This is a genomic window from Halopseudomonas nanhaiensis, from assembly GCF_020025155.1.
Taxonomy (GTDB): domain Bacteria; phylum Pseudomonadota; class Gammaproteobacteria; order Pseudomonadales; family Pseudomonadaceae; genus Halopseudomonas; species Halopseudomonas nanhaiensis.
The window spans coordinates 1,194,255-1,207,093 of record NZ_CP073751.1; the positions used below are offsets into that span (position 1 = coordinate 1,194,255).

Annotated in this window: 13 protein-coding genes; 4 read left to right on the forward strand and 9 right to left on the reverse strand. The window is 62.0% G+C overall.

The genetic code is table 11. The annotated features are described in order from the left end of the window. The first annotated feature begins 83 nt into the window (after window positions 1-83). Window positions 84-521, forward strand: coding sequence for an REP-associated tyrosine transposase (locus tag KEM63_RS05440; RefSeq protein WP_223655183.1), 438 nt, complete (start codon window positions 84-86; stop codon window positions 519-521). Window positions 522-552: 31 nt separating this feature from the next. On the opposite strand, the gene KEM63_RS05445 is transcribed toward KEM63_RS05440, so the two are convergent. Continuing rightward, window positions 553-1,602, reverse strand: coding sequence for a methyl-accepting chemotaxis protein (locus KEM63_RS05445; protein WP_223655184.1), 1,050 nt, complete (start codon window positions 1,600-1,602; stop codon window positions 553-555). Between the two features lie 79 nt (window positions 1,603-1,681). Beyond that, window positions 1,682-2,761 carry an FAD-dependent oxidoreductase gene (locus KEM63_RS05450; RefSeq protein ID WP_223655185.1) on the reverse strand — a complete coding sequence of 360 codons (1,080 nt, stop codon included), beginning with the start codon at window positions 2,759-2,761 and terminating at the stop codon, window positions 1,682-1,684. Between the two features lie 134 nt (window positions 2,762-2,895). Between KEM63_RS05450 and KEM63_RS05455 the strand changes: the two genes are divergently transcribed. The 3 genes from KEM63_RS05455 to KEM63_RS05465 all read left to right on the forward strand — a co-directional run bounded on the left by KEM63_RS05455 (window position 2,896) and on the right by KEM63_RS05465 (window position 7,405). Continuing rightward, window positions 2,896-4,233 (forward strand): spinster family MFS transporter, encoded by a 1,338-nt coding sequence (locus KEM63_RS05455; protein ID WP_223655186.1) that lies wholly within the window; start codon window positions 2,896-2,898, stop codon window positions 4,231-4,233. A gap of 59 nt (window positions 4,234-4,292) precedes the next feature. Continuing rightward, window positions 4,293-5,477, forward strand: a complete 1,185-nt coding sequence (locus tag KEM63_RS05460) for an acetyl-CoA C-acyltransferase (protein ID WP_223655187.1) — start codon at window positions 4,293-4,295, stop codon at window positions 5,475-5,477. Window positions 5,478-5,605: 128 nt separating this feature from the next. Next, window positions 5,606-7,405, forward strand: coding sequence for an acyl-CoA dehydrogenase (locus KEM63_RS05465; protein ID WP_223655188.1), 1,800 nt, complete (start codon window positions 5,606-5,608; stop codon window positions 7,403-7,405). A gap of 258 nt (window positions 7,406-7,663) precedes the next feature. On the opposite strand, the gene alkB is transcribed toward KEM63_RS05465, so the two are convergent. The 7 genes from alkB to KEM63_RS05500 form a co-directional block, all read right to left on the reverse strand. Beyond that, window positions 7,664-8,317, reverse strand: a complete 654-nt coding sequence (alkB, locus tag KEM63_RS05470) for a DNA oxidative demethylase AlkB (RefSeq protein ID WP_223655189.1) — start codon at window positions 8,315-8,317, stop codon at window positions 7,664-7,666. Beyond that, complete coding sequence (locus tag KEM63_RS05475) at window positions 8,314-8,847, reverse strand: methylated-DNA--[protein]-cysteine S-methyltransferase (protein ID WP_223655190.1); 534 nt, start codon at window positions 8,845-8,847, stop codon at window positions 8,314-8,316. Before KEM63_RS05475 ends, alkB begins: the two co-directional genes overlap by 4 nt. Window positions 8,848-8,910: 63 nt before the next feature. After that, a complete protein-coding gene (locus KEM63_RS05480; RefSeq protein WP_223655191.1) occupies window positions 8,911-9,210 on the reverse strand; it encodes a hypothetical protein in 300 nt (99 codons plus the stop codon). 15 nt (window positions 9,211-9,225) lie between these two features. Beyond that, window positions 9,226-10,014, reverse strand: a complete 789-nt coding sequence (locus KEM63_RS05485; RefSeq protein ID WP_223655192.1) for an SDR family NAD(P)-dependent oxidoreductase — start codon at window positions 10,012-10,014, stop codon at window positions 9,226-9,228. Window positions 10,015-10,026: 12 nt separating this feature from the next. After that, window positions 10,027-10,857: a 5'/3'-nucleotidase SurE gene (gene surE, locus KEM63_RS05490; protein ID WP_223655193.1), complete on the reverse strand. Its 831-nt coding sequence runs from the start codon at window positions 10,855-10,857 to the stop codon at window positions 10,027-10,029. Between the two features lie 20 nt (window positions 10,858-10,877). Next, window positions 10,878-11,927: a phosphotransferase gene (locus tag KEM63_RS05495; RefSeq protein ID WP_223655194.1), complete on the reverse strand. Its 1,050-nt coding sequence runs from the start codon at window positions 11,925-11,927 to the stop codon at window positions 10,878-10,880. 100 nt (window positions 11,928-12,027) lie between these two features. Next, window positions 12,028-12,792 carry an SDR family NAD(P)-dependent oxidoreductase gene (locus KEM63_RS05500; protein WP_223655195.1) on the reverse strand — a complete coding sequence of 255 codons (765 nt, stop codon included), beginning with the start codon at window positions 12,790-12,792 and terminating at the stop codon, window positions 12,028-12,030. Between the last annotated feature and the right edge of the window lie 47 nt (window positions 12,793-12,839).

Consider the following 12,839-nt stretch of genomic DNA (forward strand, 5'->3'; position numbering starts at 1 on the left):
CCCAGTTCGCATACCTGGCGGCCTAACTTCATTCCTTTAAGGCACCCTGCAAGAATCGTCTCATTCTGACAGGGAAGAAACAGATGCACACGCCATCAAGACCGGCCTCCCATCGCTTGCGGCGGGGCAGGGTGTCGGAGCCAGGGCGGATCTACCTGATCACCACAGTCACTCGGTCCCGCAAGCCGGTATTCAACGATCTGCACGCAGCACGAAGGGTGATCCGGACCCTGGCAAACCAACGAAAGGTGTCCACCCTGGCATTCGTTCTGATGCCGGATCATCTGCATTGGCTATTCGCCCTGGGTCATGAGTCGCTCGACGTGACGGTGGGGCGCTTCAAGTCGATGTCAGCCAGGGCGCTCGGCCGTTCAACGTGGCAGCCCGGGTATCATGACCGCGCGGTGCGCGACGAAGAAGATTGTCAGAAACTGGCGCGTTATGTCGTGGCCAACCCTCTGCGTGCGGGGCTGGCGGACAGCGTTGGGAACTACGCTCACTGGGACGCCGTCTGGCTCTGACGTCGATGGCTCGCTCAGCGATGTGGCCGATTTACACCGACGCCGGGTGATGGTTTGCCAGTACCGTCTCGGCCCGTTCGGCAATATCCTGCAGATCCCCAGCCAGAACCTGAAGCCGGTGTGCAGGGTCATCAGCACGACCAACATCGATACGTAATTGCTCAACGGTGCTCGACAGGGCGCCGAGCTGTTCGACGGTGCCAGCACAGATGGATGCGACCCGGGATGATTCCTGGTTCATCCGCAGACTCTGCAGGTCGGCGTCCTGCAGTGTCTGCAGAGCCCCCTCCACGAGGCCGGCCCCGGCATCGGCCTGTACGGCCAGTCGGCCGATTCCTTCTGTGACGCGTTGGGTCTCGCCGTTGATTTCCTGAACGATGCCGGATACTTCAGCGGTGGAGCCGGCGGTTCGTTTCGCCAGGTTCCGCACCTCCTCGGCAACGACTGAAAAACCACGGCCCATCTCGCCGGCTCGCGCCGCTTCGATCGCAGCATTGAGCGCAAGCAGATTGGTCTGAGAGGCGATGCCCTCGATGGACTGACTGACCTGAGCAATCTTTGCGGTTTTCAGATTGAGCTGATCGATCAATGCCAGGCTCTCCTGGGCCTGGCTGGCCAGCGTCTGCATGACGGCAGCGGTCTTCTCCAGCGATTGCCTGGCGGCTTCGTTGCTGGTGCCAGACGACTGTGCGCTTTGAACGGTGCGATCTGCACAGTCAGACAGCTCTCGAGCTGCCTCGCTGCACTGGGCGGCGGCCGCTGCGATGCTATCAATGCTGCGTGACTGCGAGGCGACGCGCTCGGCGACGTGCGTGGCGGCCGCAACCATGGCCGCGGCAAGCGTGCTGCCTTGAGCCACTGTCACCGCAAGCTCGTCGGGAAGCGCGTGGGTGTGCTCGGGTGGCGCCTGCTCGATCTCGATCCATGGCAGCCGCTGAGGCAGGGCCAGCAGCATCCAGGGCAGCGCGCAGGCGAGCAGGGCTGGAAAAATCACCGATTCGCCAAAGGAACTGGCCAGCCATACCAGGCAGCCAAGCTGGACGGCAACCAGTACAAGCCGAGTAACAACGTCCCTATTCATGGTGTCTCCAAGGGGGGAACAGACTTCCAACGCCTGCTCATTTAGCCACCGAAGCGGCGTCGGGGCAATTGGGCAATACTCAGGCCCGGATGAACGCGGTATCCAGGTGATCCTTCCATCGGCCCAGAAGGCGATTATGTGCCGCCATCGCGCCATAACTGAGCAGCGCCCGCCCGTCCCCGGTGGCCAGTAACGCGAGCGCCCGTCGCTGCGGGTGATAGCGCTCCATCGGCTGGTCATGCAGGGCAGCCATCAGATTGGCTGCAAGCGTCTTGCCCTGTCGGACGGCATACACCCCCGCGTGGGGCGTGCGCGGCAGCGCTGCGCAGTCGCCGGTGGCGAAGACCGTGCGATGACTGACGCTGCGCAGCGTCGCATCGATGCGGACGAACCCGTCCTGGCAAGCCAGTCCCGAGTGTCTCGGCCAATCGAACGCGCCTGCGCCAGTGGCAACGATGACCGCATCAGCGTGACCGATCGACCTGTCGTCGGCGAACAATTCATCACCGTGCACGCGCGTTACGTGGCAATGCTCCGTCAGGGAGACGCCGTAGCCGGCGAGCAACTGGCGTGCTCGGTGGTGAACTCGCTGGTGATGCCCGCCCAGCAAGGAGGAACCACTGATGATTTGCACCTCGCAGTCCGGCAAACTGCTGTTCAGCGCCATGGCCAGTTCGAATGCAGCAGCGCCGCCACCGAGCACCGCCATGCTGCGGGGTGCCCCCGTCGTACGCCAGCGCTGCCAGGCCGCCACTGGAATCGAAAAGGGCTTGGCTGGCAGCACTTCGATCACGCTGTTGCTGATGTCGGGTAGAGGCGGAACGGACCCGATATTCAATGACAGCAGTTCAGCCTGAAGCTTGTTGCCACTACCGAGACGAAGCGTCATTTGGTCGGCGTCCAGTCCGCTGGCGCTGTCGATCCATAGCTCGACGCCGCACGCCCTGCACAGGGTGCGCAGGTCGATTCGGCAGTCTTCCAGGCGATAGCGGCCAGCCAGCAGGCCGGGCATCATTCCCGAGTACCAGCCGTAGCGGTCCGGGCTGATGAGCAGGCTGCCTGCGGGCGGCTTGCGGCGCTGTTCAAGCCACTCTCGCAGCGCGACGACATGCGCATGTCCGCCGCCCAGGAGTACCAGCGGACGTTGTTCATCATTCATTCTTCACAGCCCTATTGTCGAGATTGATAGATGCGCATTGTGGTCGCTAATGCTTCGTTTTTCGGAATCGACTTTCGCTGTGCGGACCTGCTACTCTCCTGATCGCACGCTTTTATGTGGTCCGGAGGACATCAGTGAACAACAATAATAGCGCTTACCCATCACCGCTCAGAGCCTGGGTGACCGTCGGCATTCTGCTAATTGCTTATGTGATCTCCTTTGTCGACCGCCAGATTCTCAATCTCCTTGTCGCCCCCATCCGGGCAGACCTGGGTATCAGCGATACCCAGATGAGCCTGCTCATGGGTTTGTCCTTCGCGATTTTCTATACCATTGCCGGTATCCCGCTAGGCCGGGTGGCAGACAGCAAGAGCAGGCGCGGCCTGATCGCCGCCGGTATATTTTTCTGGAGCTTGATGACGGCTGCGTGCGGCCTGGCCAGAACATATTGGCACTTCATCGTTTTCCGTATCGGCGTAGGCGCTGGCGAAGCTGCACTGTCTCCGGCGGCGTATTCGTTGATGGCAGACAGTTTTCCGCCGGAGAAGCGGGCGACGGCGATCAGCGTTTACTCCATGGGCATCTACCTAGGCGCCGGCATGGCGTTCCTGCTTGGCGGCGCCGTAGTGACCTGGGCTCAGGCCCAAGGTGAGATGAGTCTGCCGTTCTTTGGAGTCATCCGTCCGTGGCAGTTCATCTTTCTGGTCCTTGGCGCAGCGGGCATTGCCTTCTGTCTTCTGGTATTCGCAATCAAGGAGCCTAGCCGTAAGGGCGTTGGCGCGGGCATCTCCGTGCCGCTGAAAGATGTGGGCGCGTACCTGCTGAGCATTCGCAAGGCAGTGATATGCCACAATTTCGGTTTCGCCTGCCTGTCGTTTGCTTCCTACGGCGCATCGGCCTGGATTCCGACGTTCTTCATCCGAAATCATGGTCTTACCCCGGGTGAGGTGGGCCTCTACTACGGCGCTACGGTAATGGTCGCCGGCTCGACCGGTATCGTATTCGGCGGCCGCATGGCGGACTGGTTGGCGCGCAAGGGGTATAGTGATTCGAACATGCGCATTGGTGTGGCAGCTGCCATCCTGACCCTCCTTTGCAACGTCGTTTATCTTGTCGATAACATGACGCTGTTGTGGATTATCATGTTCTTCAACGTGTTCACCGTCGCGATGCCCTTTGGCGTGGCACCGGCAGCGATCCAGGAGGTCATGCCCAATGCGATGCGCGGTCAGACGTCAGCTATCTATCTGTTCGTCGTGACGCTGATCGGCCTGGGCATCGGACCAACCGCCGTGGCGATGACCACCGATTATATTTTCCAGGACGACAATGCCGTCCGGTATTCGATTTTCTGGGTGGCGAGTATCACCACCCTCGCATCCGCAATCCTGTTGTGGTTGGGCTTGAAGCCTTACCGGGAAGCGCGGGAAACGCTGAAGGCCTGGGGCGAGCGGCAGAATCAACCCGCCTGATCGGCAGCTTTGAACCGCGCCCCTTGGAGGGCGCATCAGGTTAATACAGGAGTCAAACCATGAGTGACGCAGTAATCGTATCCACAGCCCGCACCGGTCTCGGCAAGTCCTACCGTGGCGCGCTGAACAACACCCACAGTGTCGACATGGCCGGTTTCGTCATCGAGCAGGCGGTCAAGCGGGCGAATATCGATCCGGCGCTGGTGGAAGACTGCATCCTCGGTGCAACATTCCATGAAGGCGCACAGGGCAAGAACATGGCGCGCCTGGCGGCCATCCGCGGCGGCCTGCCGGTCACCACTGCCGGTCTGTCGATCAACCGTTTCTGCAGCTCGGGTCTGCAGTCGATCGCCATCGCCGCCCAGCGCGTGGTGTCCGAGAAGGTACCTGCGATCGTCGCCGGCGGTGTCGAGTCGATCAGCCTGTGCCAGAACGACAAGGTCAACATGTACAAGGGCACCAACGAGTGGATCAAGGAAAACAAGCCCGCTCTGTACATGTCGATGATCGAGACTGCCGACATCGTCGCTGCACGCTACAACGTCAGCCGTGAGTCGCAGGACGAGTATTCGCTGATCAGCCAGCAGCGCGTTGCGGCCGGTCAGGAAAGCGGCAAGTTCGCCGACGAGATCGTGCCGTACACCGTCAAGATGCTGGTCAAGGACAAGGAAACCGGCGAAGTCAGCGAGAAGGAAGTCACGCTGGATCGCGACGAGTGCAACCGTCCGAACACCACCATCGAAGGCCTGCAGGGACTCGAGCCGGTGCGTGGCGCGGGCCAGTTCGTCACTGCCGGCAACGCATCGCAGCTGTCCGACGGCGCCTCGGTCTGCATGGTCATGAACAGCACTGTCGCCGAGCAGCAGAACATCGAGCCGATGGGTATCTTCCGCGGCTTCAGCGTCGCCGGTTGCGAGCCTGACGAAATGGGCATCGGCCCGGTCTATGCCATTCCGCAGCTGCTCAAGCGCAACGGCCTGACCATGGACGACATCGATCTGTGGGAACTCAACGAAGCCTTCGCTTCACAAGTCGTCTACTGCCGCGACAAGCTGGGCATCCCGATGGAGAAGCTCAACGTCAACGGCGGCTCGATCGCGATCGGTCACCCGTACGGGGTAACCGGTGCTCGCCTGACCGGCCATGCGCTGATCGAAGGCAAGCGTCGCGGTGCCAAGTTCGTGGTCGTCACCATGTGTATCGGTGGTGGTCAGGGCGCGGCTGGTCTGTTCGAAGTTCTGTAAACAGTAGCGGCGAGCTTTAAGCCTCTAGCTACAAGCGAAACCCGGGCAGATGCTCGGGTTTCGCTTTTTCAGCTGGCTTGAAGCTGGTCGCCTATAGCTTGAAGCTGAAATTCCGGAGGAATTTCCCTGTGTCCCAAAAAATCATAAACACCGACGATCTGGCATTTCTGTTGTACGAGATGCTCGATATCGAACGCTTTACCCAGTTTCCCCGGTATGAAGACCACAGCCGTGACACCTTCGACGCCGCCATCGAGCTGGCACTGAAGGTCGGCGCCGAGACATTCGCCCCGCACAACCATATCTGTGACGCGGACGAGCCACGCTTCGAAAATGGCAAGGTCGTCATACGCAAGGAAGTCAGCGAAGCACTGGCGATCCTGCGCGACACCGGGCTGATGGCTGCCTCGCAGGACTATGAGCGCGGCGGCATGCAGTTGCCGTCGGTCGTGGCGCAGACGTGTATCGGCCTGATCAAGGGCGCCAACGTCAGCACCCAGGCGTATGCCGGTCTGACCATCGCTGCCTGCAACCTGATCATGGCCCATGGCACCGACGAGTATAAGCGCCGCTTTGCCGAGCCCATGGCCGCCGGCCGCTTCTTCGGCACAATGTGCCTGACCGAGCCGCACGCCGGCTCCTCGCTGGGTGACATCAAGACCCGTGCCGTCCCGCAGGACGATGGCACCTACCGCATCAGCGGCAACAAGATCTTCATCTCTGCAGGCGATCACGAGCTCAGCGAGAATATCGTGCACCTGGTGCTGGCCAAGCTGCCGGACGCACCGGCGGGCGTGAAGGGCATTTCGCTGTTCATTGTGCCCAAGTTCCTGGTCAACGAAGACGGCAGCCTGGGCGAGCGCAACGACGTGACACTGGCCGGCCTCATTCACAAGATGGGCTATCGCGGCACCACCTCGACCATGCTCAACTTCGGCGAGAAGGATGGCGCCGTGGGCTATCTGGTCGGCGAGGCCAACATGGGCCTGGCGCAGATGTTCCATATGATGAACGAGGCGCGCATCGGCGTCGGCCTGGGTTCGGTCATGCTCGGTTACACCGGCTACCTGCATGCGCTGGACTATGCGCGCGATCGTCGTCAAGGTCGTCCGCTCAAGGAGCGCAATCCGGAAACGCCGATGATTCAGCTGGTCGAACATGCCGACGTGCGTCGCATGTTGCTGGCGCAGAAGGCCTTCGTCGAAGGCGGGCTGTCGCTGTGTCTGTATGCCGCGACACTGATCGACGAGAAGAAGCACTCTGACGATCCGCTGGTCCGCGAAGAAGCGGCCGGGCTGCTCGATCTGCTGACGCCGATCGTCAAGTCCTGGCCATCGCAGTTCTGCCTGGAAGCCAACAGCCTGGCGATCCAGGTGCATGGCGGTTATGGCTATACGCGCGAGTATCCGGTGGAGCAGTTCTACCGCGACAACCGGCTCAATCCGATCCACGAGGGCACTCACGGTATCCAGGGTCAGGATCTGCTCGGCCGCAAGGTCAGCATGGGCAACGGCCGGTTCTACCAGTCACTGCTCAAACAGATCCGCCAGACGCTGACCGAATGCGGGTCGAAGAGTGAGCTGCGGGCCTCAAGCGAGCTGCTCGAGCAGGCACTGGCGACGCTGGAAGGCGTCACCGAGGCGCTGCAGGCGGTCAAAAAGGACAACCCGGACCGCGCGCTGGCCAACGCCTACCTGTACATGGAGTGCTTCGGTCACGTCGTGGTCGGCTGGCTCTGGCTGCGCCAGGCACAGACCGCGCTGCGCGGCCTGGAGAACGCCGGCGAGCGTCCCAAGGCGTTCTACCAGGGCAAGATCAAGGCGTGCGAGTACTTCGTCCGTTACGAGCTGCCCAAGCCGCTGGCCCTGGCCAATGTGTTGCGCGATGCCGACCGCACCACGCTAGACATGCCGGACGAGTGCTTCTGACAACGCGTTCTCGTCGAATAAAGCCGGGCTAGTCCCGGCTTTTTTATTGCAGGAGGAGACCGGATCTCTGTAGGAGCGGACCTGGCCGCGAAGCAGACTGCACCGAACCCCTTCGCGCCCAGCTGCGCTCCTGCAAAGAGAGATCGACGGGGTTCCGTAGGAGCGGACCTGACCGCGAAGCAGACTGCACCGAATCCCTTCGCGCCCAGATGCGCTCCTACAGAGCAAAACGCCTCAATCGGAACGGTCTATCGAACATCACCGCACCCGCCGAAACGTGAGGTTGTAGCGAACCGGACCGGTAAGTGGATGCTCGGCCCGCTTGCCTAGCGGCGCTACGCCGTGGAAGAACAGTCGGCTCGCTCCGCCCCACACCACCACATCGCCATGTTCCAAACGATAGCGCGCGGTAGGGTCGGTGCGGTTGGGTCCTCCGAAGAGGAAGGTCATGGGCGCGCCCAGCGATACGGAGACGATTGGCGCCTCCAGACGCTCTTCGTCCTTGTCCTGATGCAGCGACATGCGTGCACCGGTTTCGTAGCGATTGATCAGGCATCCCTGGGGTACGAATGCCGGGTAGCCTGCCGCCTCGGCAGCCTCGATTGCCAGGCGTAGAAACGCGTCTGGCAGCGCCGGCCAGTGCAATCCGGTCACAGGGTCGGTTTCCGAATACCGATACCCGCTACGGTCGGTCACCCAACCAAGCCCGCCACAGCTGGTCATGGCCGCAGACATGCGATAGCCCCCCGGTGTGGTCTGGTGTCGGAAGGGCGCGGCCTGGCTAATCTGCTCTATGGCGCGAAGCAGCTCCCTGGCCCGGGGCAGGGCGAAGCCCGGCAACACCCAGGCGCCGTCGGCTATGCGCTCGGGCGAGCGGTCATCAAGGCCATCGAACAGATCGAACGTACTCAAGCGATAACGGCGGCGAGCTCCTGCTCGCGGGCCAGCAGTTGACGCTTGCGCTCGACGCCCCAGCGATAGCCGGAGATATCCCCATCGCTACGCAGCACACGGTGGCAGGGGACGGCGATTGCCAGCGGGTTGGCAGCGCAGGCGGCGGCTACCGCGCGAACGGCGCGCGGCCGGCCAATACGCCTGGCCAGCTCGGCGTAACTGATGGTGGACCCCGCCGGAACCTCGCTCAACGCGTGCCAGACCTCGCACTGCAGGGCAGTGCCCCGCAGGCGGAGTGGCTTGCTGAGAGGGAAGGCGCCACGCGGCTGATCGACATACGCCAGCGCTGTCTGCAGCGCCAGATCCATTGATTCGTCGCCCTCGTGGAGCGTTGCGTTGGGAAAGCGTTGTTGCAGATCTGCCAACAGGCTCGCCTTGTCGTCGCCCAGCAGGATGGCATGCAGATGGCCGTCGGCCTCGGCGAGCATCAGCCCGCCCATGGAGCAGTGACCGAAGCGGTAGTAGAGCGAGTAGGGTACGCTGTTCATGACTGTCTCCGGCGGGGAGTGTTGACCAGAATCATGCGCCTGCCGGGTAATGCAGACAACCCCCTATTCGAGTGTATCGAGCAGCCGGTGATCGCCTGCCAGGACGCTCAACCCGCTGCGCATCGGAGCGGCACAGAGACGACCGCCGAGCGAGCGCGCCCAGTCATCGGCGCCGGGAGAAAAATACGCGATGACCTGGCAGTGCAGGTCACCGGTGGATTCGTGACGCAAGGCGAGCATGGCGTCGCTGCCGAGCCGGATGATCGCCTCACGGGCCAGCGCATCGACCTGCGCATCGACCAGCATGGGGTCACCCAGTACCAGTCGACGCCAGCCCTGGGTGGACGAAGCGCCGGCCGTCACGTTGATCGCTCGCCGTCAGACTTTCATGCCCGGCAGGTTCAGCGATGCGGTATTGCCGCCGTCCACCGCAAGGGCCTGGCCGGTCACGTAGCTGGCATCGTCGCTGGCGAGAAACGCAATGGCGGCCGCGATTTCTTCCGGGCGACCATAACGACGCAACTCGCAGCGCGCCCCGAGCTTGGCTTCCTTGTTGTTGGCGCGTGCATAGTCGAATACCGGTGCAGTCATGCCGGTTTCGATAAGACCGGGACAGACGGCGTTGACCCGAATGTTCCACTGGCCGAGATCGCACGCCGAGGTCATCGTGAAGTTGATCACACCGGCCTTGGATGCGCTGTAGGCGTTGCCGCCCGCGCCTGAGCGGATACCGGCCACGGACGCCGTATTGACGATGGCGCCGCCGTTCTGTTCCTGCATCTGGCGGCTTACGTATTTGGTGAACAGCATGACGCCGTACAGGTTCACCGCGATGATCTTCTGCCAGGTTTCAAGGCTCTGGTCAGGCGCGGTGCTGTAATCTCCGCCGGCGATGCCTGCATTGTTGCACAGCACGTCGATGCGGCCGTACCTGGCCAGCGTATCGGCTACGCACTGCTCGACCTCCGACTCGACCGACACATCCATCGCGCGGGTCACGACCTGGGTGCCCTGCGGCAGTTCGCTGGCGGTCTGCTGCAGACCATCTTCGTTGCGATCGACCAGCATCAGGCTGGCGCCTTCGCTGGCCAGACGCTTGGCAGTGGCTCGGCCGATGCCGCTACCGGCGCCAGTGATCAGGGCAATCTTGTTGCTGTAGCGTTGCATAAAACACTCCTGTCAGTGATCGATACTCGGGTCCACGCCCGTGGCATGGTCCGCCTGTGCGTCGATGCCAAGGCTTCTGGCCACGGCGTCGTTGTCTATCTGCCAGCTCGCGATGTCGCGTTCGAAGCGTAGTGGGGAAATGCTGATACGTCCGGCGCGCAGGGCGCCAACGTCGGTATCCAGCCCGGTTATGCGCTCGGTCTGGCGCTGAAAGCCGAGCCAGAAGTAGGGCACATCGCGGGTGTCATGCCGGCACTCGATATTGATGCCGCCGATGCTGCCGGCGCGTGCGCGGCAGGTGGCCACGCCGGTGACCTGGTCCGGCGCGAAGGCAGGGAAGTTGACGTTCATCGCGCAGTCGGTCGGCCAGCCCTTTTCCAGCAGAGCTCGGATTACCCCCGGCCCATAACGTCGTGCCGTATCCCAGGGGATGTCGTTGCCCTTGTGGTAGGCCTGCGACAGCGCTATGGAAGGAATCCCCATCAGGGTGGCGGTCAGCGCGCCACCGATGGTGCCGGAATAGGCCACCGAGTCGCTGATGTTGGCGCCAGCGTTGACGCCTGACAGCACCAGATCGGGCAGCTCGGGCATCAGCTCGCCAACCGCCAGCAACACGCAGTCGCTGGGGGTGCCGCTGATGCTCAGCCGGTTGTCGCCCATGTGGTGCACGCGCAGTGGCGAGTGCAGGGTGATCGACATGGAGACGCCGCTCTGATCCAGATCCGGCGCGATGATCCACACCTCCTCGGCGATCTGATTGGCAATTTCTTCCATGATGGCCATGCCGGGCCCGCGCCAGCCGTCGTCGTTCGTCAGCAGGACACGTTTGATTGGTTTAGTCATGCCGTTCTCGCTTCGGTGGGTTACTTGCGCTGGGCGATGGACCAGCCGATGTCAGCCAACAGACCAGCCCGCTTGCCCACCTCCAGCGCATCGGCGTTGCTCGCGTTACCCTGCAGCGCCCGGTGGTAAACGCCCTGAACAATGGCGGCCAGACGAAACAGCGAGAAGGCCAGGAAGAAGTTCCAATCCGGCACCTCGCTGCGTCCGGTGAATTCGCAGTACCAGTCCAGCACCTGTTGTTCTTCCGGAATATTGCGCGACTTCAGATCCAGGCCCTGCATGCCGCGCATTCCCTCGGCACTGGCCGGCTGGTGATAGGGCAGACAGCAGTAGGCGAGATCGGACAGGGGATGGCCGAGGGTGGCCAGTTCCCAGTCGAGAATCGCCACGACGCTGGGCTGTTCCGGATGAAGAATCAGGTTGCCCATGCGGAAATCGCCGTGGGCGATGGTTGTGTGGTCATCCTTGGGCGCGTTTTCCGGCAGCCAGGCCATCAGCGCGTCCATGGACGGCATGTCGCCGGTGCGGCTGGCTTCGAACTGCCCGCTCCAGCGCTTGATCTGCCGTGGCACGTAGCCTTCGGCCTTGCCATAACTTTCCAGGCCCACAGCTTTCCAGTCGACGTTATGCAGCTGGGCCATGGTGTGAATCATCGATCGGTGGATCGGCATGCGCTGCTCGATCTCAACATCCGGCAGCAGCGGCTGCGAATACACCCGACCCTCGACATGGTCCATGATGTAGAACGCGGTGCCGATCACTTCAGGGTCTTCGCACAACAGGCGCGCGGTGGGGACGGGGACGTCGGTCTGGCCCAGTGCGTTGATCACCTGAAACTCGCGCTCGACCATGTGGGCCGAGGGCAGGAGCTTGCCCGGCGGCTTCTTGCGCAAGACATAGCGCTTGTCGCCAATCTCCACCAGATAGGTAGGGTTGGACTGCCCACCCTGAAACTGCTGCACTTTCATGCCGTGCTCGACGCCCGGGAGTCGTCCTTTCAGGTACGCCGTCAGTTTCGCCTCGTCAAAGCGGTGCGCGGGTAACACATCAATCAGGGTGGCTTCGCTCATTTGAAGGTCCTGTCATCGTTATTGGAATGAATATATGACCCACAAACTACCACGCCAGGTCTGAGCCTGGCGTGATAGAAAGCGGATGAATCAGTCGGCATCAGGTGATGGTATCGCCACCATCGGCAACGATGGTCTGGCCCGTCACATACGCACCTGCAGCCGAACCAAGGAACAGCGCGACACCAGCAATATCCACCGGCTCGCCAACGCGGCGCAGCGGCAGCTTTTCTTCCACCCGCTTGAGACGATCCGGATCATCCAGCAGTGCCTGGGCAAAGTCGGTGCGGATCAGTCCCGGTGCGATGGAGTTGACCCGGATGTTCTGCGGCCCCCACTCCAGCGACAGGTTGCGCGCCAGGCCTGCCTCGGCAGCCTTGGACATCCCGTAAACACCGATGTTGGCGCTCGCACGAATGCCGGCGATGCTCGACAGCAGCACGATGGAACCACCGCCCTGTTTGACCATGTGCGGGATCGTCATGTTGCACAGCCAGAAGGTGCCCTTGACGTTGGTACCCATGATCTTGTCGAAGGCTTCGTCGCTGACATCGTGCGTCGGACCGTACACCGGGTTGGTCGCCGCATTGCAGACCAGAATATCGATGCGACCCCACCTCTCCAGAGTCTTGTCGACCAGGTTTTGCAATTGCGCCTTGTCGCCCACGTGGCAGGAGACGGGCAGAACATCGAATCCCTGCTCTTTCAATTCGTTGGCGACCTGCTCGCAGGCATCGGCCTTGCGGCTGGAGATAACCACCTTGGCGCCGGCCTTGGCATATTCTTCAGCGATGGCCTTGCCAATACCTTTGGTAGAGCCGGTGATGACGGCGACCTTGCCGGTCAGATCAAACAGACTGCTCATAGATCCTCTCTTCGCTCGAGCTTCAAGCTGAAAGCCACAAGCGGCAA